Origin of the sequence: Amycolatopsis sp. CA-161197 (assembly GCF_050942255.1) — a bacterium.
Classification (GTDB): domain Bacteria; phylum Actinomycetota; class Actinomycetes; order Mycobacteriales; family Pseudonocardiaceae; genus Amycolatopsis.
On record NZ_CP192059.1, the window covers coordinates 2,474,711 to 2,494,865 of the forward strand.

General features: G+C 71.6%; 19 protein-coding genes. 13 read left to right on the forward strand and 6 right to left on the reverse strand.

The window, feature by feature from the left end; translation table 11 throughout:
• The first annotated feature begins 173 nt into the window (after nucleotides 1–173).
• The 3 genes from ACQPXB_RS11905 to ACQPXB_RS11915 all read left to right on the forward strand — a co-directional run bounded on the left by ACQPXB_RS11905 (nucleotide 174) and on the right by ACQPXB_RS11915 (nucleotide 3,043).
• Nucleotides 174–1,133 (forward strand): hypothetical protein, encoded by a 960-nt coding sequence (locus ACQPXB_RS11905; RefSeq protein ID WP_432851471.1) that lies wholly within the window; start codon nucleotides 174–176, stop codon nucleotides 1,131–1,133.
• Nucleotides 1,134–1,187: 54 nt separating this feature from the next.
• Complete coding sequence (locus ACQPXB_RS11910; RefSeq protein ID WP_432851473.1) at nucleotides 1,188–2,654, forward strand: class I adenylate-forming enzyme family protein; 1,467 nt, start codon at nucleotides 1,188–1,190, stop codon at nucleotides 2,652–2,654.
• A gap of 242 nt (nucleotides 2,655–2,896) precedes the next feature.
• Nucleotides 2,897–3,043: a hypothetical protein gene (locus ACQPXB_RS11915; protein ID WP_432851475.1), complete on the forward strand. Its 147-nt coding sequence runs from the start codon at nucleotides 2,897–2,899 to the stop codon at nucleotides 3,041–3,043.
• A gap of 7 nt (nucleotides 3,044–3,050) precedes the next feature.
• Here ACQPXB_RS11915 and ACQPXB_RS11920 read toward each other — a convergent pair whose 3' ends face one another.
• A complete protein-coding gene (locus ACQPXB_RS11920) occupies nucleotides 3,051–3,530 on the reverse strand; it encodes a nucleotidyltransferase domain-containing protein (RefSeq protein WP_432851477.1) in 480 nt (159 codons plus the stop codon).
• An 87-nt stretch (nucleotides 3,531–3,617) separates the two neighbouring features.
• On the reverse strand, nucleotides 3,618–4,322 hold the full coding sequence (locus ACQPXB_RS11925; protein WP_432851479.1) for a S1 family peptidase: 705 nt from the start codon (nucleotides 4,320–4,322) through the stop codon (nucleotides 3,618–3,620).
• Nucleotides 4,323–4,503: 181 nt separating this feature from the next.
• On the opposite strand from ACQPXB_RS11925, the gene ACQPXB_RS11930 reads away from it, so the two are divergent.
• Both ACQPXB_RS11930 and ACQPXB_RS11935 read left to right on the forward strand, forming a co-directional pair.
• A complete protein-coding gene (locus ACQPXB_RS11930) occupies nucleotides 4,504–4,920 on the forward strand; it encodes a hypothetical protein (protein ID WP_432851481.1) in 417 nt (138 codons plus the stop codon).
• 64 nt (nucleotides 4,921–4,984) lie between these two features.
• Nucleotides 4,985–5,392 carry a DUF6086 family protein gene (locus tag ACQPXB_RS11935; RefSeq protein ID WP_432851483.1) on the forward strand — a complete coding sequence of 136 codons (408 nt, stop codon included), beginning with the start codon at nucleotides 4,985–4,987 and terminating at the stop codon, nucleotides 5,390–5,392.
• A 40-nt stretch (nucleotides 5,393–5,432) separates the two neighbouring features.
• Here ACQPXB_RS11935 and eccCa read toward each other — a convergent pair whose 3' ends face one another.
• Complete coding sequence (gene eccCa / locus ACQPXB_RS11940; protein WP_432851485.1) at nucleotides 5,433–9,386, reverse strand: type VII secretion protein EccCa; 3,954 nt, start codon at nucleotides 9,384–9,386, stop codon at nucleotides 5,433–5,435.
• Nucleotides 9,387–9,521: 135 nt separating this feature from the next.
• Between eccCa and ACQPXB_RS11945 the strand changes: the two genes are divergently transcribed.
• From ACQPXB_RS11945 to eccD, 6 genes are read left to right on the forward strand one after another with little or no spacing between them, the layout of a single operon-like run.
• Complete coding sequence (locus ACQPXB_RS11945) at nucleotides 9,522–10,292, forward strand: WXG100 family type VII secretion target (protein ID WP_432851487.1); 771 nt, start codon at nucleotides 9,522–9,524, stop codon at nucleotides 10,290–10,292.
• Nucleotides 10,293–10,320: 28 nt separating this feature from the next.
• On the forward strand, nucleotides 10,321–11,403 hold the full coding sequence (locus ACQPXB_RS11950) for a hypothetical protein (RefSeq protein WP_432851489.1): 1,083 nt from the start codon (nucleotides 10,321–10,323) through the stop codon (nucleotides 11,401–11,403).
• Nucleotides 11,404–11,406: 3 nt separating this feature from the next.
• Nucleotides 11,407–12,759 (forward strand): WXG100 family type VII secretion target, encoded by a 1,353-nt coding sequence (locus ACQPXB_RS11955; protein ID WP_432851491.1) that lies wholly within the window; start codon nucleotides 11,407–11,409, stop codon nucleotides 12,757–12,759.
• A gap of 7 nt (nucleotides 12,760–12,766) precedes the next feature.
• Complete coding sequence (locus tag ACQPXB_RS11960) at nucleotides 12,767–13,279, forward strand: hypothetical protein (RefSeq protein WP_432851493.1); 513 nt, start codon at nucleotides 12,767–12,769, stop codon at nucleotides 13,277–13,279.
• Nucleotides 13,276–13,599 carry a YbaB/EbfC family nucleoid-associated protein gene (locus ACQPXB_RS11965; protein ID WP_220237990.1) on the forward strand — a complete coding sequence of 108 codons (324 nt, stop codon included), beginning with the start codon at nucleotides 13,276–13,278 and terminating at the stop codon, nucleotides 13,597–13,599. The genes ACQPXB_RS11960 and ACQPXB_RS11965 overlap by 4 nt, the downstream gene beginning before the upstream one ends.
• Nucleotides 13,596–14,975 (forward strand): type VII secretion integral membrane protein EccD, encoded by a 1,380-nt coding sequence (eccD, locus tag ACQPXB_RS11970; protein WP_432851495.1) that lies wholly within the window; start codon nucleotides 13,596–13,598, stop codon nucleotides 14,973–14,975. The genes ACQPXB_RS11965 and eccD overlap by 4 nt, the downstream gene beginning before the upstream one ends.
• Here the strand turns inward: eccD and ACQPXB_RS11975 are convergent.
• From ACQPXB_RS11975 to ACQPXB_RS11985, 3 genes are all read right to left on the reverse strand, one after another.
• On the reverse strand, nucleotides 14,972–15,763 hold the full coding sequence (locus ACQPXB_RS11975; protein WP_432851497.1) for a class I SAM-dependent methyltransferase: 792 nt from the start codon (nucleotides 15,761–15,763) through the stop codon (nucleotides 14,972–14,974). The genes eccD and ACQPXB_RS11975 overlap by 4 nt on opposite strands.
• A 13-nt stretch (nucleotides 15,764–15,776) precedes the next feature.
• Nucleotides 15,777–16,478, reverse strand: a complete 702-nt coding sequence (locus tag ACQPXB_RS11980; RefSeq protein WP_432851499.1) for a GNAT family N-acetyltransferase — start codon at nucleotides 16,476–16,478, stop codon at nucleotides 15,777–15,779.
• Nucleotides 16,479–16,568: 90 nt separating this feature from the next.
• Nucleotides 16,569–17,663 carry a type VII secretion protein EccE gene (locus ACQPXB_RS11985; RefSeq protein WP_432851501.1) on the reverse strand — a complete coding sequence of 365 codons (1,095 nt, stop codon included), beginning with the start codon at nucleotides 17,661–17,663 and terminating at the stop codon, nucleotides 16,569–16,571.
• Nucleotides 17,664–17,801: 138 nt separating this feature from the next.
• On the opposite strand from ACQPXB_RS11985, the gene eccB reads away from it, so the two are divergent.
• A complete protein-coding gene (eccB, locus tag ACQPXB_RS11990) occupies nucleotides 17,802–19,223 on the forward strand; it encodes a type VII secretion protein EccB (protein ID WP_432851503.1) in 1,422 nt (473 codons plus the stop codon).
• A gap of 14 nt (nucleotides 19,224–19,237) precedes the next feature.
• Entirely contained in the window at nucleotides 19,238–19,921 is a 684-nt protein-coding gene (locus tag ACQPXB_RS11995; protein ID WP_364057430.1) for a response regulator transcription factor, read from the forward strand.
• Nucleotides 19,922–20,155: the final 234 nt, after the last annotated feature.

A 20,155-nucleotide genomic window follows, 5' to 3' on the forward strand; every position in this document is an offset into this window, starting at 1 on the left:
CCCCTGCCCGCGCGTTGTGAATGTCACGCTAGAAAACCCGGCGGTGTGGTCAAACGGCACAACTGCCGGTCGCTTTGACGGCACTATTACCTACACGGGGTGGGGCGCGCCCCACCGCGGGGACGGGGGCGCTCTCCAGTGCCCTTTCCCGCTGGTCTCGCGACCCTGAAGGCATGACGACTGGGGGAATTTCACTCGCTCGGCTGCACCGGCCGCTCGTGGTGCTCGCGGGGGCGATGGCGCTGCTGCTCGTGGTGTCGGCGCTGGGGCTGGTGTTCGATGATCGCACGCTCGTCAACGCGCCGCTGTGGGCCAAACCGTTCAAGTTCTCGGTGTCGGTGGGGATGTACGCGCTGACGCTCGCGTGGCTGCTCACGCTGCTGCGGCGCGGCCGGCGGGCCGGGTGGTGGATCGGCACGGTGTTCGCCGTCGGCATCGGGATGGACATGACGCTGCTGGTGTGGCAGGTCGTGGTCCGCGACCGGACGCTGCACTTCAACCGCGCGACCCCGGCCGACGTGACGATCAACAACATCGTCGCCACCGGCGCGTTCACGGCGTGGGGCGCGACGGCCGCTGTGGTCGTGCTGCTGCTGTTCCAGAAGCTGCCGGACCGGGCGCTCGCGTCGGCGCTGCGGTGGGGGACGGCGCTCGCGGCCGTGGGGATGGGCTTGGCGTTGCTGATGTTCTCGGCGACGCCGGAGCAGAAGGCGATGTACGCGGCCGGGGAGCGGCCGTCGACGTTCGGCGGGCACACGGTCGGTCTCGCGGACGGCGGGCCGGGGCTGCCGCTGCTCGGCTGGAGCACGGTGGGTGGCGATCTGCGGATCCCGCACTTCGTGGGCATCCATGCGATTCAGGCGTTGCCGCTCGTCGCGCTGGCCCTCGTGGCGCTCGCGCGGCGGTATCCCGTGCTGTCGTCGGACCTCGTGCGCCGGCGGCTGGTGCGGACCGCGGTCGTCGGCTACGCGGGGGTGCTGGCTCTGGTGACGTGGCAGGCGTTGCGCGGCCAGTCGATCGTCCGGCCGGACTTCTGGACGCTGTCCGCGGCGGCGGGGCTGATCGTGGTGGTGGCGGCGGGAGTGGCGCTGTCGCTGCGTTCACCGAGAGTGCATGCTCTGACGGAATTCTGAGATCTTCCGGGTAGGGATGGTCCTGCGTTTCCGGCTCGGACGAGGGATGGTGCGATGGTCTACCCGCAGGCGGTGCTCGACGCGCTCAGCTCCGAGCCGGACGCGGTGGCGTTCGAGCACGGCCCGCGAAAGGTCACGCGGGGTGAGGCGCGCGACCTGATCGGCCGCTTCGTCGCCGCCCTGGGGGGCGCGGGCGTCTCGCGCGGTGACGGCGTCGGGGTCGCCACCGCCGTGACGCCGGAGGGGTGGGCCGCGCAGATCGCCGCGCAGACGCTGGGGTGCCGCACCGTCGGCATCCGCGCGGGCCTGCCGGTCGCGCACCTGCGGACGGTGGTGGGCGACCTGGCGGCGGTCGTCGTCGACGAGGCGTCGGAGACACCGGAACTGCGCGCGACGGCCGCGGGGGCGAAGATCCTGCGGGTCGGGCCGGAACTGCTGTCGGTCTTCGAGGAACCCGTGCCCGCCGGGCGGCCTTCGGACATCGGCTGGGTCGTGTTCACCAGCGGCAGCACGGGCTTGCCGAAGGGCGTGACGTACAGCTTCGCGGCGTTGACGGCGCAGGGCATCGAGCAGCGCCCGGAGGAGAGCCCCGCGGACCTGGCGGCGCGCTACCGGCGGTTCCTGCTGTTCGGCACCTTGACGAGCGCGGTGATGATCACGCACCTGCGGTCCTGCCTGCTGGCGGGCGGAACGGTGGTGATTCCCGCGCAGCTCCCGGATTTCCCGTGGATCCTGCCGCGGCTGGACATCACGGCGGCCCTGACGACGGTGCCGCGGCTGTACAAGATCCTCGACGTACTGCGGACCACTCCGGTGGATCTCAGCTCCGTGCGGATGCTGGTCGTGGCCGGCTCGCCCGTCGCACCGGGCTTGATGGCGGAGGCGTTTTCCCGCGTGGGGCCAGGAATGCAGCAGGCGTACGGCCAGACCGAGGTGGGCAAGCTGACCGTGCTGACCCCCGCGGACGTCGCCGCGTTCCCGGACGCGCTGGCCTCCGCCGGCCGCCCCTGCGCCGGCGTGGAGATCTCCGTCCGCGACTCTTCGGGGACCACCGTCGCGCCCGGCGCTTCGGGCGAGATCTACGTCCGCTCGGCCGGCCAGTTCTCCGGATATTGGGGCAATCCATCGCAGACGGCCTCGGTGTTGCAGGACGGCTGGGTCCGCACGCAGGACATCGGCCACGTCGATGCTTCCGGCTTCCTCCATCTGACCGGCCGCACCCGGGACGTCGTGATCGTCAACGCGGTCATCCACTACACCGGCCCGATCGAGCGCGCTCTGGCCTCGCACGCCGACGTGGACCAGGCCTACGTCGTCGCGGCCCCCAACCCCGCCACCGGCGAAGCGGCGTACGCTTTCGTGGTGCCGGCTCCGGGTCGAGTTCCGGACGTGGCTTCTTTGCGCGCCGTGATCGCCGGTTTCGTCGGCGAGGAGGCGGCGCTGGTGAAGGTGATCGACGAGGTACCGGTGGCCGCTTCGGGGAAGCCGGACAAGGCGGCGTTGCTGGGGCTGCTGGATTGACGGCTACCATCGTGTGCTTGAGCGACGAACCGAAGACGTTGTGGTCCAGTGACCGAGGTCTTCAACTGTGGCGCTACGGGGTCGGCCACTTGTAGCTGTCCTTGCGGACTCCGTGGTCGGACGACTACCCGGACGTCGTTCGACTGGCGTTCTCCAGTGTTCTAAGAGTCGAGTTGTCGACGCACTACCGCGGTCCGGTCCGGCTCCTGGTGGTTGATCGGCACGGGCCTTACCCGGAAGCATTGAGCAGGCCCGCGAAGCTCGTGGAGATCCACGGCGCCGACGCCGAGGGCTTTCTGGCGGCGGGCACGATGCGGATCACGCGCGAGACGCGCGAGGGCACAGTGCTCGAGGTCCTCGTGTCGGCGAACATGTCGTCGGAGTGGTAGCGACCGTTCAGGGCCGACCGAAGACTGTTCGGAGGGCCGCGACGTCGGCGAGATCGTGCGGCCTCGGTTCGTAGCCCTCGTGGAAGACGAGTTGCTGCTCCACCGACAGACACGGCACGGTGACGGCGCCGATTGCCCCGGTGACGAAGCAGTCCGCCGGATAGCTGAAAAGGCCGCCGGAGGAGTCGGCGGCCTGGGTGGCGGAGCCGTCGGGCTCGAAGTGAAGCGGGTGCAGGTCGAGAGAAGCGCCGTCGGGGCGGGTGAGGACGAAGCGGACCGGGCGGAAGTCCTCGGATTCGGTGAAGTCGTGCAGTGCCGCGAGAACCGTGGGCTCCTCCTCGGCGCGGTGCAGCAGGTCCAGGTCCGAATGCGCGCGGGTTTCGCGGCCCAGCAAGGCATCGACGCCCCAGCCGCCGGCGATCCAGGCGTGGCAGCCGGCGGCGCGCAGGCGGGACAACACGTCCAAGGCGATCTCGGCGGTGAGCACGGAACCGAGTGTGCCGAACCGGCCCGGCGGGCGCATCGCAATAACGAGCCGCCCGACGCGGCGGGCGGCTCGTTTATTGCGCGGGAATCAGACGCCCGCGGTCTGCTTGATCCAGTCGCGGCTCGCGGCGACGCTGGCGTAGTTCTGCGTGCCGTTCTTGTCGCTGCCCGAGTTCTCGCCCGTCGAGCACACACCGACCTGGACGCCGTCGGCGAGCTGCGGGCCGCCGGAGTCGCCGTGCCACGAGGCGCCCGTGACGCCCTCGCTGGTGATGGCCGTGCCGTTGAACGCGTCGGTGCCCTGGCCGGTGACCTTGACGTCCGCGGTCTTCAGCGTGTCCGACGGTGGGTTGTTGCCCTCGGTGCGGCCCCAGCCGTAGATCTGGTTGGTGGCACCGGTTTCCGGGTCGGCGTCGCCGAGCTTCATGAACGTCGCGTCGACCGCGGACGAGAGGTGCAGCAGCGCGACGTCCCCGTTGGGCGAGGCCTTCTGCTGGTCCACGGCCGCCTCGGTGCCCTGGCCGAGCGCCACGTTGCCCACCTTCACGTGCATGCCCGGCGCGTTCAGGCAGTGCTGCGCGGTGAGCACCCACTGCGCGGCGATGATCGTGCCGGAGCACTCGAACCCGCCGAAGTCCGTTGCGTCGTCCCAGAAGACCTGCGCACCCCACGGCGCCGAGTCCACCGTCTCGCCACCGATGATCCGCGGCCCGGCGCTCGCCGCCCCCGCCGACACCACGCCGAACACCGCGGCCGCCCCCGCCACCACGGCCACTGCCTTCGCGAAACGCATGTGTGAGCCCCTCCGGTCGGTGAAATGTTTTCACCAACGTAGGTGGCATGTGGAAACTTGATAACCTACTTCCGTCGGGTCTCGGACCGACGGAAGTAGGGTGCCGGCGGCGATCGGGATTTGCGGTTGTGCGGGTCCGTATCGTTGATCTCGTCGGAGGCGTGGGTGTCCGGGGGTTGTGGTGAGTGCGTTTCGTTGGCTGGACTGGCTGCCTTGGCCACGGAAGCCGACGCCCTACACCGTGCCGTGGTGGCGCTCGATCAAGGTTTACGCGGACGTGTCGTGCTGGCCGTTGTGGTTCGAAGGTCCGGATGCAATGGACAACGTCCATCCCGCGTCACCCGAGTTGGGACTGAGCGACGACGTGGTGAGAGGACTGCTGGCATGGCAGGACGAGTTGGACGCCACCTACGATCTCGACGATCCGGCATCTTCTCCGGGGTTCCCGTCGGAGGCGGCTGAGCGCGACTTCCACGCGCGGGGTTGGGAACTCGCACGAAGGGTGCGACAAGAACTCGACGAAACCTGGGACGTGACTTACGCCGGTGGCTCACCCTTCCGTGAAGTCGAGATCCCGAACCCGCCGACGCCCTCCTGACGCCGCGCTGATGCGCCTCCTGTACTCGAATTCCTGAAACAGAAGCCGTCGGCGGACTGACGTAATGGCCGCGGCCCTGGAGGCCACCATCCACTTGGCGTTCCCGCAAATGAGCTACATCTTTTTCGTCGGTGACGAGGAGGTCTGGAGCCCCGCGCTGCAGATCGGCAAGTTTTTCATGAATATGGCCGAGACTCTCGCGGCGAACGAGAACCTCGACCTCGAGGCGGCCGGCTCCGGGATGTGTGCGAACGACTTCTGGAGTATCGACCCGCCGGCGTTGGCGTTGTTCGTCCAGCGGCTGTTGGCGAGTTCGGTGGTCGCGAATCGCATGTACCGTGAGCTCACTCGGGGGTTTCTCGGGGTCTGCCTCGTGATGCTCGACCGAGCGGGAGTGCCGTTCGAGCCCGCCGACGAGGTCCAGCGCGAGTTGCTCGATCTCCGCGACGCGCTGGCCGGTCCGGTGATGTGACGGAAGTCTGCCTCGGGCTCGGGCAGGGCCGGCTCCAACCCTAGGACTCCACTGGTTTCGTCCACGCGACCTGCACCAACCCGGTCCCATGCCGACGCGACACCAGCGTCCCCCGACCCGGGGGTTGGGGTGAAGGCTTCACCTCACCCAACAACGGCCCCTCCTCCTTTGTGCCCGACATGATCAGCCCCGGCGACCCCAGCTCCCGCACCCGCTGCAACACCGGCTCGTAAAGACCCCGCCCAGCCCCACCCGAAGCGCGGGCGATGATCAGGTGCAGCCCGATATCCCGAGCCTGCGGCAAAAACTCCAGCAGCGGCAACAGCGGATTCTTCCCAGCCGTGGCCACGAGTTCGTAGTCGTCGATCAACACATACAGATCCGGCCCCCGCCACCAAGACCGCGAGCGCAGCTGCTCTGGCGTCACGTCCGGGCCCGGCAGCCGGTTCCGCATGGCCGTGGCGCATTGGCCCACCAGGTCCGTCAAGGTGTTCTCCGCGCCGGCGTAGCCGAGCAGGTGCGGCTGATCAACGGCGCCCATCAGGCCACGCCGGTAGTCGCCCACCAGGATCAGGGCCTGGTCGGGGGAGAAGGCGGTGGAGATGCCCGAAGCCAGAGCTCGCAAGAGGGAACTCTTGCCCGACTCCACGTCGCCGAAGGCCAGGAAGTGGGGGTCCGCGGCGAAGTCCAGCTCGACCGGGCGCAGGGTCGACTCCGCGATGCCCAGGACGACTCGCCCGGAAGCCGCCGAGGGCAGCGACTCCAGCGGCACCTCCGAAGGCAGCAAACGCACCTGAGGAGCCCGGGCACCAGGCCACGCCGCAGTCACCCGGCGGACCAGGTCCAGGCCACCGGCACCGATCGTCTCCGGGCGTTGGTCGCCGTCGACGCGGGGCAGGGCGGCCAGGAAGTGCAGCTTGTCGGCAGTCTGGCCACGGCCGGGGCGGTCGGCCGGCACATTCAAGGCAACCTTGCGGTCGATCGAAGAATCAGCCGGATCACCCAGGCGCAGCTCGAAACGGGTACCGATGGCGTCACGAAGCTGGGCGCGGACGCCGATCCATTGGTTCACCGTCACGATCACGTGGATGCCGAAACCGAGACCGCGCGCGGCGAGCCCGGTGATCTGTTCCTCCAGCTGCTCGTACTCCTGGCGGATGGTGGTCCAGTTGTCCACGAACAGGAACACGTCGCCGAATTCGCGGCCGTCGGTGCTCTCGACCAACTCCGAGCGCCGCGCGCGGAACGCGGCCATCGACTCCAGACCCTGAGCCGCGAAGAACTCCTCGCGCTGCTCCAGCAACGTCGTCAGCTCGGCCACCACCCGGCGGCACCGCTGGGCATCACGACGGGTGGCGTAGCCCGAGACGTGCGGCAGGCCGGCGATCGGGGCCAGCGCGCCGCCGCCCATGTCCAGGATGAAGAGCTGCACCTCGGCAGGGGTGTGGGTCAACGCGAGCATCGCCGCGATGTCCTTCAGCAAAGTCGACTTGCCGCTTTGCGGTGCGCCCACCACCAACGCATTGCCGGCCGCGCCGGAGAAGTCGGCCCAGAGCATGTCGCGGCGTTGTTCGAAGGGTTTGTCGACCAGGGCGACGGGGATGGTGAGCTTGCCGTTGCCGCCCCAGCCGAGGGGGCACAGGCCGCGAGACGGGTCGTCGCCCAGCGGCGGCAGGAGCTGGTCCAACGTGGGTGGTTCGGACAATGGCGGCAGCCAGATCTGGTGGGCCTCCGGGCCACGGCCTTCCAGCCGGGAAAGCATCGCGCCGATGATGGTTTCCCCGGTGCCCGTCTCGGCCGTCTCGGCCACGGGAACCGGCGCCGCCAAGGGCACATCCACCGCGTCCAAGGTGAACGGCAGCACCCCCACCTGCCGGCCGTCCTCACGCACGATCGTGCTCCGCGGCGGCAGCTCACCCGACACATAAGCGGCCTTGAACCGCGTCAAAGTGTCGTTGTCCGACTTCAGATACGCCGAACCCGGCACCGGCGGCAAGTGGTACGCGTCCGCCACCCCGAGCACCGCGCGGCTCTCAGAAGCGGAGAACGTCCGCAGCCCGATCCGGTACGACAGGTGGGAGTCGAGCCCGCGCAGCCGGCCTTCCTCCAGCCGCTGCGAAGCCAGCAGCAGGTGGATCCCCAGCGAACGCCCCAGCCGCCCGATCGCCACGAACAGGTCGATGAACTCGGGCCGCGACGAAAGCAGCTCGGAGAACTCGTCGATGATCACCAGCAGTGACGGCAACGGCTGCAGCGGCACCCCGTCGGCGCGCGCCTTCTCGTAGTCGCGCACCGAGGCGTAGTTGCCGGCCGAGTGCAGGAGTTCCTGACGGCGCAGGAGCTCTCCGTTTAACGCGTCGGCCATGCGGTCGACGAGGGCGAGGTCGTCGGACAGGTTGGTGATCACCGCGCACACGTGCGGCAGCCCGGTCATGCCCGCGAACGTCGCGCCGCCCTTGAAGTCGATCAGCGCCAGGTTCAGCTTCTCCGACGAGTGCGTCACGGCCAGCGCGGTCACGAGCGTGCGCAGCAGCTCGCTCTTGCCCGAACCCGTCGCGCCGATCACGAGACCGTGCGGGCCCATGCCGCCCTCGGCCGACTCCTTGAAGTCCAGTTCCACCGACCGGCCCTCGGGGTTCACGCCGAGCGGGATGCGCAGCCGGTCGCGGGCCGCGCGCGGTGCCCATGTCACGGTCGTGTCGGTGTCGCGCGGGTCGCCGATGCCGAGGAGCCCCGCCAGCCCGAACGTCGCCGACATCGGCTTCTCGCTCACCACGGCCGTGCCCTGGTACAGCGGCGTCAGGGTGCGCGCGAGCGCCTCCGCCGCGCCGCGGTCGAGCTGGTCGGGCGTGCCGAGGAAGCCCAGCCGCGCCTCGGTGCCGCCGTCGAGCACGACCATGCCGAGCTGGTCCGGCGCGACGTGCAGGCTCAGCAGCTGCTCGTTCGACGCCGCACGCGGCTGTTCGCCGCCGACCTCCAGCACGGTGATCCCGAGCCGGCCCTCCTCGGCGAGCAGCCGCGGCTCGCCCTGCGTGCCGCCGCCGTCGACCACGACCACCACGTGCGGTGGGTCCTGCGGCGTGCCCGGCCGGCGCGTGAACGCCGGACGGTCGCCCAGGTCCGGGCCCAGCAGCTCCGCCAGCTCGACCGGGCCCGAGGCCACGAGCCGGCGCCGGCCCGTCGCGTCGGTCAGGGCGGGCGCGGTGGCGTGCGGCAGCCACTTCGCCCACTCCCAGTCGTGCCGCCGGTCCGGGGCCACGCAGAACGCGACGCGCAGGTCGGTGGGGGAGTGGAACGTCACCAGCTGCGCCAGCAGCGAACGCGTCATCCCGAGCACGTCCGGGCGCCGGCCCGAAAGCGTCGCCGCCGCGTACGAGCGCAGCGAAAGCGAAACGGGCAAACCCTCCACAGTGGAATACGTGCGGATGAAGTACTTGAGGTTCGTCGACGAGACGGGGTCGAGGTCCTCCAGCGGCACGGTCTGCGGCGCGCGCAGCGGCGTCGCCAGCGGTTGCGGGCCGGTGGCCGCCCGGACCAGCGCGAAGTGCCGGTCGCCGCGGCGACGGTCCCAGTACTGGCCGGTCTCCACGTACGCCCACAGGTCGGCCGGGTCGGGCTGCTGCGCGATGAGCGCCGCGCGCTGCTCGTCGGCGACCGCGCGCACCTTCGTGCGCAGGCCGGCCAGGTATCGCTGGTAGTCGCGGCGCTCCTCGTTGATCTGTGCCTTCTTGGCCATCCCGCCGCGCCCGAGCGACATCACGACCATGCCGCCCATCGCGGTCACGAACAGGGCGCCGAAGATCCAGGTCATCACGCCGCCGTCGCGTCCGATGTAGACGAACGACATCGCGCCCATGCCGAGCATCATCGGCAGGAACATCATGAGCTGGACCAGCCCGCCCGAGCCGCTCTTGGGCAGCATCGGCGGGGATTGCAGCATGATCTCCCCGGGCTGCTCGCCGAGCAGGTCCAGGCGGTCGACCGACGGGCTCATACCCCGTATTTTCGCCACCACCGCGGCCGTCCTGGTGGGTACTTTTGCCGTCCGCTCGCAGCCGGGCACGCTTTTACGCTCTGCCGAGGCCACCCTCGCGGGGGAGGCGGCACGACGCACCCAGGAAGGAGAGCCATGGTCACCGCGGGCGAGTACCGGGCGGAACCCGAGGCCATGCGCTCGATCGTGGGCAACGTCGGCGGCATCGTCGCCCACGGCATCAACGCGGTCGCCGACCTCGAGAAACTCGTGGTCCAGCCGACGTCGTTCGCCGCCTTCGGCAGCGCCGTCGCGGCGGCCAACTCGGCGCTGCAGTCGACCCAGGTCACGGCGGTGCGCACGTTGCTGCAGCTGCTGCAGCAGATCAACGGCCTGGTCAAGACCAGCGCCGACGCCTACCAGGCGGCCGACCAGGCCGCGGCGAGCGGCTACGGCACCTCCACCGCGACCGCGCCCTCGTCGTCGATCTGGGGCACCCCGCACGCCGGCGAGCTGGCCACCATCGCGATCAACGACAGCGCCGGCGCCCACGGCGAGCCGAGCTCCGTCGGCAACGTGCTGCGCTACCTGGGCGACGCGGACCTCGGCAAGCTGGGCGAGCACCCGATCACCGACGCCCGCTTCCACGGCGTCGCCGACTTCAACGACTGGCTCGCCGGAGACGCCGACAACCAGGCCCGGGTCGGCCTGATCGAGGTCTACTCCGGCACCGCCCGCACCTTCGGCGATGTGCCGGGTGGCGTGCACGCGGGCGACGTCGTGGTGGTCGAACCCCTGCTATTCGCCGACTCCGGCCCGGTGATCGGCGTGGCCGGCGACGGCGGCGCCCTCTACAACCACGGACTCGTCGACCCCGGCCTCGGCGGCCTGGCCAAGCTCAGCGTCTACCGGCCCGCATCCGTCTGACTCCCGACTCCCGAGCAAGTGAGGTCCGATGCTGACATTCCCGAACTCCAGCGCGATGGACGCCACGGCGTCCTCGGGTGGCCCCATCACCACGCTGCCGCAGATCGTCACCGGGCAGCCGGAGCAGATCGCGAAGCACGTGCTCGACCTGCTGCACAAGGCGAGCGAGTTCGCGTCGCTCTACGCCGAGCTGAGCAAGGCGGCCGACCAGCTGGGCAAGGTCTGGTCCGGCGGCGCGTCGGAGACGGCGCTGAAGAAGATCACCGACTCGCTCGACCAGCTCACGAAGATCATCGGGGTGATCGAGAAGGGCGCGCAGCTGCTCGGCGTGTCCGGCACGCTCGTGAAGACGGCGCAGGAGGCCTACCGCTCGGTGGTCTCGGCGGTGAACCCCACCGTCGCGTCGCTCATGTCGAACTGGTGGACCTACGGCGCCGCCGTGGCCCTGTCCACGGCCACGAGCGCTTCGCTCAAGGCGTTCATCATGGCGATCGGCGCGCTGCTCAAGGCGCTCGGCGCGGGGGATCTGGCCAACCAGATCACGCAGGTCGCGCAGATCATCGGCGAGATCGAGAAGCTGTTCCACGGCGGTGACGCGGGTTCGGCCGCCGCGGCCGGGGCGACGGGCAACACGGCCGTGTCGAGCACGCCGGTCACGGCTCCGCAGGCGCCGCCGTCGGTGGCGAGCGCGGCCGGGCAGCAGGCGATCGCCGGGGGCACCGGCGGCGGTGTCGGCGGCGGGGCGACCGCGCCGGCCGGGCAGCCGCCGTTCACGAACTACACGCCGCCCGCGCTGGCCGGGACCGCGGGAACCACGCCGACCACGCCGGTGACGGCCAACGGCACCCCGCTCGACCCGTCGAACAGCTGGATCGCCGTCGACCCGAGCACCTCGGCTCCGGGCACGGCTCCGAGCACGCCCCCGGCCGGCGGCACCGTCAGCCCGATCGCCCCCGCCGGCGCCAACGAGGTCGTGATCCACACCGACCTGTCCACCGGCCAGTCGACGGTCGAGGCGCCCGCGGGCCAGGACCTCGACATCGACCTGGACCTCACCTACAACGGCCAGCACTTCCAGCAGCACGTCGGCATCGACGCGAAGGGCGCCTAGGCCATGGCCGTCGACGCCTCCGGGGTCGTCAGCTCGGTCCTGTCGTCGTATCGGCAGGTGCTCCTCGAGTACCAGCGCCGGGTCACGGGCGACCCGGCTGCGCTGAACACCGCTTCGCAGCAGTGCGGCACGCAGGCGTCGACGGTGTCCGGCAAGGCGACCGAGATCTCCCAGGCGGCCAAGGACCTCCACACCGACTGGGACGGCGCCGCCTACACCGCCTACGTCACGGCCGCGCAGAAGTCCGCCGACGAGCTGACCGAAGACGGCACCAAGCTGGCCGACCAGGCGCAGCGGCTGGCGAAGGCCGCGCAGCTGCTGCAATGGGCCCGGCAGGCACTCGATTCCGTGCTCGCGCAGTTCGACCAGTACGGCGCGCAGCTCACCAGCCAGGCCAAGGCCGCCAACCCCAACGCGGTCGGCGCGTTCATCTCGGCCGCGCGCTCGCTCGGCGAACAGGCCGTCGCGATGGCCAAGCAGGTGGCTGACGAGCTTTCCGAAGCGCTGGAACAGCTTTTCCCGCCCGAGGGCGTCGGCCGGCTGGAACACGAGCTGGGCAAGTGGAGCACGGGCGCGCTGCACTGGCTCAACGGGGAACCGCTCGACGGGCGCAGCCGGCCGCGCACCGTGCCCTCGTGGTTCGGCAACTCCGGCTGGAAGAAACTCACCTGGGACGGCCTTCAGGGCACCCGCGCGCCGAAGAAGGCCGACACGCCGTTCGGCCAGCCGGAGCCGGAAACCTTGAAGGACAAGGCCTTCAAGAACACCGAGATCACCTACTACAAGACCCAGCACGACCAGGACGGCCTTTCCCCCGAGTACGACGGGAAAATCACCTCCGAGGGCTGGGACGCCAAGGCGTCGGGCCACGCCCAGCTCGCCGCGCTCGACAAGAGCGCGGACGGCAAGCTCGAGTACGGCGTCGCGGAGGCGCAAGGGAAGGCGTCGGTCTTCGCCGGCGGTGAGGTGAGCGGTTCGGCGCAGCTCGGCGCCCACGGGCTGGGGCTGCACGGCAACGCGTTCGTCGGCGGCAAGGTCGAGGGCGAGGTCTCGGCCGACGTCGCCGGTGTCGGGGTCGGCGCCAACGGCACCCTGCAGTACGGCCTCGGCGCGCAGCTCGACGGCCAGGCGGTGTACGACGCGGGGCACATCAAGGTGAACTTCAAGGCGGGCGTCGCGCTCGGCCTCGGCGCGGGCGTGGGGGCGAAGATCGACATCGATCTGCCGAAACTGGGCCACACCATCGGCGAGTACGGCGGCGCGGCGGTCGACGCCGTCGGCAACGTGGCGGGTGAGGCCGCGGACTACGTCGGGCACACGTGGGACGACGCCGTGAACTACGTGGGGTCCTGGTGAAGACACAGTGACAGAACTGCCTTCCGACACCGTCTCGCTCCCGCTGGGTTTCGACGTCCCCGAGGGGTGGACGCCGCTCGACCCGGCGGGGGCGGGCGCGCCGGGTGTCGCGTTCGTCGCGGTGCACCCCGAAGCCGGCTTCACGCCCAACATCACGCTCGGCGTCCGCCAGCGCCCCGATCCGGCGACGCTGGCCGAGATCGCCGACGAGGCCGTGGAACGGCTGGGCCGCACCATGGCGCTGCTCGACGTGGTGAGCCGCCACGACGTCGGCAACGCCGCCGCGCCCGGCCTCACGCAGGTGCTGCGGATGCGCACCGGCGAGGGCACCGACCTGGTGCAGACGCAGGTGCACCTCACCGTGCCGGGCGCCGACGGTCCCATCGGGCGCGTGGTGCTGGAGCTCGTCTTCACGGCCGAACCCGAGGCCGCGCAACGCCTCACCCCCGACTTCCGGAAGTTCGTCGCCAGCGTGCACGTCCGCCGCACCCACCCCGCAGGAGAAGGAGAACAGCTGTGACCGACCCGTACGCCGTGCCGGACATGGACGAGCTGCTGGCGCAGGTCCGCCGGCAGACCGAGGAGGTGCAGCGCATCCAGCGCTCGGTCGAGGCCATGGAGGTCAAGGCAGCTTCGCGGCAGAACGAGGTCACGGTGTCGCTGCGCGGCGACGGCCGCTTCACCTCCATCGACATCGACCCGCGCGCGATCCGCGAGTACGACGCGCGCAACCTGTCGGAGATCGTGCTCGAGGCGGTGAACGCGGGCCTGCAGAAGCTGGCCGAGGCGAGCAGTGCGAAGTTCGCCCCGGTGATCGAGGCGTCCAGGTCCGTGCAGTGAGCGCGCCGGCTCTGGCCGGGTCCACCCGGCGCGTGACGATCGTGACGCCGCGCGCCCGCGTCGACGTGGCGTTGCCGCAGCAGAGCACGTTCGCGGAGCTCGTGCCGCAGCTCGTGCGGCTCGCGGGCGCGACGGGCCAGGCCGCGGCCGAGCACCCGGGGTGGGTGCTCTCGCGGCTGGGCGGCGCGCCGCTCGCGCTCGGGCTCACTGTGGCCGCCGCGCAGGTGCGCGACGGTGAGGTGCTGCACCTGACGCCGCGCGAACGTCCCCGCGGACCCCTCCTGTTCGACGACGTCGTCGACTCGATCGCAAGTGTCGGCGACGCCGCGTCCACCGCGTGGGGCCCTCGTATCGCGCGGTGCGCCGGCATCGCGGCGGCCGTGGTGCTGCTGGCGGCCGGTGGGCTGCTGGTGCAGGCGTCGACGGCGGGCAGTGTGCTGGCGCCGATCGCGACGGGGCTGTTGTCGTTGATCCTGCTGCTCGGCGGCGGCGCGTTGAGCCGCGCCTACGGCGATTCCGGCGCGGGTGCGGCCGGTGCGGTGGCGGGGGTGTTCGTCGCGCTGCTGGCGGGGATGTCGATCCTGCCGCCGCACGGCGTGTTCTCGTTGTCGGCCGGCCCGCTGGCCGCCGGTCTGGCCGCGGTGACCGTGTACGGCGTGCTGGCCGCGGTGTCGGTGGCCGACCGGCTGCCGCTTTTCGTGGCCATCACGGGTTCGGCGGGGCTCGGCGCGCTGACGACCGGTGTGGTGCTGCTGTCCGGGGTGAAGCCGGTCGCCGCGGCGGCGGTCGCGGCGGTGCTGGCGACGGCGTTGGCCGCCGTGGCGCCGATGCTCGCGCTGCGCCTGGGCCGGCTGCCGCTGCCGCGGGTGCCGGACGACATGGAATCCTTCCGGGCCAACGAACAGCCGTCGCTCGGGGCGGAGGTCATCGGCCGGACCACGTACGCGCAGATGTTGCTGACCGCCTTGCTCGTGGCTTTGGGCCTCGTCGTGCTGGCTTCGGCGGTGACGCTCGCGGTTTCGGGCGGGCCGTGGGAAGCGGGCCTGGCGGCTTTGGTGGGCGTGGCCTGGGTGCAGCGTTCGCGGTCGTACGCGGGCCGGCTGCAACGCCTGGTGCTGGCCGGTTTCGGTGTCGTCACGGTGCTCACGGCCGGCGCGTGGCTCATCGCGACCGACAACCGCACGGTCCTTCTCGCGGCCGGTGCGGCTTTGCTGATCGCCGCCGTGGTCTGCCTGGTGTACGCGACCCGCGTGGCGAAGGGCGTGCGGTCGCCGTACTGGTCGCGGTTGCTGGACGTGTCGGAGTTCCTGGTGTTGCTGGCGCTGGTGCCGTTCGTGGGGATGATCGCGGGGGTGTACGAAGCCGTGCGCGGCTAGGTTGTCGCGGTCACGAAGTGGGTGCGGCCGGGGACGACGCCTCCGGGCTGGGGGTGGAGGCGTCCGTGGTTCGCGTCCGCCGCGCCCGGTGCGGTGAGGTAGTCCGTGTGCCAGCCGCCGGCTTGGAACAGCGCGGCCGGGTCGTCGGAGCCGAACGGTGGCGGGAAACCGTTGTCGGCGCACCAGTTTCGGTAGGGCTGCATCGCGGGGGAGTCGAGGCCGGTGGTGCCGGTGACGTCGGCGGCGAAACGGCTGCCCGGTGCGCAGAGTTGTGCCGCGGTCTTCAGCAGTGTGACGATCTGGTCTTCGGTGAGGTAGAAGAACAGGCCTTCGGCGAGCCAGAGGGTTCGCTCACCGGGTTGGCAGCCCGCGTCGAGCAAGGGTGTCGTCCAGTCGGTGCTGAGGTCGGCGACGACGGTGTGGGGGCGGCACCGCGGGACGGCTTGAGCGAGCACGGGTTCCTTGGTGGCGAACACTTCCGCACGGTCCACTTCGTACCAGTCGAGCGTGGCCGGCAGGTCCAGCCGGTACGGGCGGGTGTCCAGGCCCGCGCCCAGTAGCACGACCTGTGTCACGTCCCGTGTCGTCGTGGCCAGGTCGTCGAACCAGCGGACGCGGACGGGGATGTACGGGTTCTCGCCGCCGGTGGCGCGTTCGGACGCGGCCATCGTCGTGAAGCCGCGTTCCCCGGCGAGTTCCCGGGCGAAGGGGTCGTCGAAAAGCCGGTCTTCGCGCTCGGACTCGCGAGCCCGCACCGCGGCGATCCAGAACGCGCTGCCCACCGTCATGCCGACAACCTACCTAGGACCACCAGGTGGCCGAGCCGACCGCCGTGAAGCCGAGTGAGTCGTAGAGCGGTTTGCCGGGTTTGGCGGCGGTGAGGGTGACGGTTCGCCCGTCCACTTCGGACAGCACGGTGTGCATGAGCGCACGGCCGACGCCGCGGGAACGGTGGGCCGGCAGGGTCGTGACCCAGTAGAGGCCGACCGCCGTGCCGTCGTCGATGGCGAGGCAGGCGCCGGCGGGTTCGTCGTCGCGGGTGACGAGCCAGGTGGTGACGCCTTCTCGCTTCAGCAGGGCGGGCGGGAAGACCTCGCCGCGGACGTAGGGCTGGTGGCGGCCGAGCGGGAAGCCGTGGACGACCACGTTTTCCACCGTCGCGAGCAGATCCGGAGTGTCGGCGCGGAGGGCGCTGCGCTCGCCGAAGCCGGGGCCGGTGCGGGTCATCACGGGCAGCTGCCGATCGGTGAGGCCGAGGGGAGACATGTCGACAGTGCCGTACGCGTCTTCGACCAGGACTGTCGGCGCGTTCTTCGCCAGCTCGGTGAGCTCGGCGACGTCGTCGGGGCTCGGGGTCGCGGTCCGCAGCACGATCCGCATCCCGCTGCGCTCGCTGCCGTGCACGCACACGAACCCGGGCCGCGTGGTCACGGCGTGGCCGCGGCTCTCGGCGACGATCGTCCAGAAGGCGGCCGCGTTGGCCACCGCGAGATCCAGCGTCATGCGCCCGACCCTAACCGGCCGGTGGCCCTCTCAGAAGGGCCGATTCGGGGGCCGAACGGAGTGCCAATCGGGCCGGTGCGGGAGCGGGGTTCAGGTCAGCGCGAGCGGCAACGTCCGCCGCACCCCCGCCTCGTGTCCGCCGTGCAGCGGAACGGCCGAAACCCCGTGCACCACCGGCGTTTCCGCACCCGAGCGGGCGCCGACGCGCAGCGTCACGTCGATGCGTTCGCGCCCGCCCGGGGTGCGGCGCAGGGTGGCGGACGTGGCGGTGAAGGCGGCGTCCGCCACGGAGAGGCCGAGGATGCCGGCGAGGCCGCGCGTCGAGCGGGGGCGGTAGCAGGACTGGGTGGCGCCGGCCCAGGACCAGGCGCGCCAGCCGTCGCCGTCGGTTTCCAGGGGCACGGGGGAAGCGGGGACGCCCAGGGCCACGCGAAGTTCCGCGGTCAGCTCGCCGGCTTCGAGCACAGTGGACGGATAGCCCGCCTCGGCCAGCGCGACCATGAGGCTCAGCGCCGCGCTCGCCGTGCTGCGCAGTGCGCCGAGCTCGCCGCCGCCGCGGGCGAGGGCGGCGATGGGGGCGTCTTCGGGGCGGTAGCGGACGGCGAGCCAGCGTGCGCGGTAGACCTGCGTGCCGCGGGGCACGGCCCAGGTGAGCAGCTGCACGGCGGCGAGCGGGATGTCGGTGCCGTGGAACGACTTGCGCAGGATGGCGAGCAGCGCCTCGGCCGGGGGCTCGGCCGCGCCGGGCGTGAGTCGGACGATGGCGCTCCAGTCGCCGTCGACCTCCGCGACGCCGAAGCGGTTGCCGGCGCGGTCCACGTGCTGGCGTACTCGCACGGGCCCGGCAACGCGGTGCAGCGGGTCGGGGCTGTCACGGCGGCTGTCGTGGCGCCGCAGCCGGTAGCCGAGCCACGCGCCGGCCCACGCGGCGAAGTGGCGGCCACCGACGCGCACCGACGTGGTCAGCACCAGCACCGCGGCCACCGCGGCCACGGCGATCCGCGCGGGCTGCGTGACGCCGTCGACGAAGAACACCAGCAGCACCGCGATCGTCGCGATCTCCCACAACGCGGCCTGAAGCGGCCGGACCGGCAGCAGCCAGGGCAGCGCGGCGGCGCCGGCCCGCGAAGGCGGCGTGGTGGTGGCCGCCGGCGCGAGTGGGGCCGGCGGTGCTGACACGGACACGGCGTCCCCTTCCCCGGGCGGTACCGGTAACGCTAGTGCTCCACACACCGGCACGAGGGCGTAAAAATTACCCTCTTCGCCCGCTCCGCGCGCTCCTACGCTCGCGCCCGGAACAAGGTGTGAGGGGGCCAGGGCAGCGTGTGGACGCAGCGGGACCAGATCCAGGCCTACCAGTTCCTCCGGCGCCGGCTCGTCTCCGCGCTCGTGGCCGCCGACGCCAATCACCCCGTCTCGCCCAGCCGCCGGCTCGTCCTCGGCACGGTGCTGGGCCTGGCCGCCGCGCTGCTCGTGACGGCCGTGTTCGGCGTGATCGGCCTGCTCAACCCCTCCGGCGGCAAGGATTGGCTGGCCGGCGGGCACGTGATCGTCGAGCAGGGCACGGGCGCGCGGTTCGTGTTCGGCGCCGACGGCGCGGTGCACCCGGTACTCAACTACGCGTCGGCCCGCCTCCTCGCGGGCGGCAACGGCGACGCGACGGTGTCCGTGTCCTCCACCGACCTCGGCACCGCCCCGCGCGGCACGGAGATCGGCATCTCCGGCGCCCCCGACTCCCTGCCGGCCACGACCGCACTGGTCTCCGCGCCGTGGACCAGCTGCAGCCGCACAACGCAGGACGCGCCCGCGTCCGCCGAACCCCTCGTGGCGGTGGTCCTCGGCGCGCCGGCCGGGGGAACGGAGCTGCCGCGCGGCTCGGGCGTGATCGTCCGGCTGCCCGCGGGCCCGCGCTACCTCGTCACCGACGGGCGCCGCTACCAGCTCAGCGACGAAGCCGCCGCCGCGCTTCAGTTCGACAGCTACCCGACCATCGCCGTGTCGTCGCGGTGGATCGACACCGTGCCCGCCGGGCGCGACCTCGGCGAGATCGCCGTGCCGGGTGCCGGCGGCCCCGGCCCGCGGGTGGGCGACGTGAACACCCGCGTGGGCGAAGTCCTCGCCGTGGTCGACGCGATGGCCAGCGCCGGCGACGCCGCTTCGTACTACCTCGTGCACTCCGACGGCCTCGAGCCCGTCGGCCCGACGGAGGCGAGCCTGCTCGTCACCACGCCCGACAACGAACGCGCGTACGACGGCAACCCGGCACCGGTGCGCGTACGCGCGGCCGACGTCGCCGCGGTGCCGAAGGTCGCGGCGTCGCGGGCCGGTGGCGCGGACCCCGCCGCCTACCCGGACCGGATCCCCGGCAAGGCCCCGATCACCGGCTCGTCGGTGACGCTGTGCGCGCAGGGCGGCCGGATCTTCGTCTCCGCCGACGTCCCGGTGCCGCCGGGCGGGCGCGCGCTGCCCGTGACGACTCGGCGCGACGCGCGCGTGGCCGACGAGGTGTACGTGCCGCCCTCGGGGGGCGCCGTCGTTTCCGACACGGGCTCCGGCACGACCTACCTGGTCACGGACCTGGGGAGAAAATATCCGGTCGCGACCGCCCCGGCGCTGGCCTCGCTCGGTTACGGTTCCGTGGCCAGGCAAGCGCTCGCGAGCGGTCTCCTGGCATTGGTGCCGACGGGACCCGCGCTGGATCCGGCCACGGCCGGGCAGCCGGTGCCGTCGGGTGGAACAGGGTGAGCGAGTCGGTGCACATGACAGAGGAACGGCCACGCGCCGAAGAGACGCAGTCCGCCCGGATCCGGGTGGCGGTGATCGAAGACCACCCGCTCTACCGGCGGTCGGTTGAGCGCGTGCTCGCCGAGTCGCCGGACATCGAGCTGGGGGCGGTTGTCGACTCCGTCGCGCGCTTCCACGTGGAACGCCAGCCGCCGGGCTCGGTCGTGCTGCTCGACCTCGGCCTGCCGGGGGTCGCGGGCGCGGCCGCCGTGCTGGAGGTGTGCGAGCTCGGGCACCACGTGCTCGTGGTCTCGGCGCAGGCCGAGTCGGAGCAGGTGCTCGCCGCGATCTCCGCCGGGGCCAAGGGGTTCCTGTCCAAGGACGTGGACGTCGACGAGCTGCTGACCGCGATTCGAGCGGTCGCCGAGGGTGGTTCGTACGTGTCGGCCGTGGTCGCCGGGATGATCATCAAGGACAACACCGAACGGCCGGTGGCGCGGCCCGAGATGGAGCTCTCGCCCCGCGAGGAGCAGGTCCTGCGCCTCGTCGCGGCGGGCGAACGGGACATCGACATCGCCGCCATCCTCGACATCGGCGTCCGCACCGTGCGCGGCTACCTCGACCGCATCCGCGACAAAACGGGCGAACGCCGCCGCCCGGGCCTCGTGAAGGAAGCCATCCGCCGCGGCCTGGTCGGCGGCGCCGGAAGGACTTCGTGACATGACCGACGCTGGGGGAGGCGCCGCGGAGGTCTCAGCCGGGACCACCCGGGCCACGGAGGGCTCGGCCGCGATCGACCGCGCGACGGGCGGCTCGGCCGCGACGGACCGTGCCAGGGCGGGTTCGGCCGTGACAGACCGTGCCAGGGCTGGCTCGGCAGGGACCCGCGCCACGGAGGGCTCCGCCGAAACGGACCGCGCGACGGGCGGCTCGGCCGTGACGAACCGCACCGG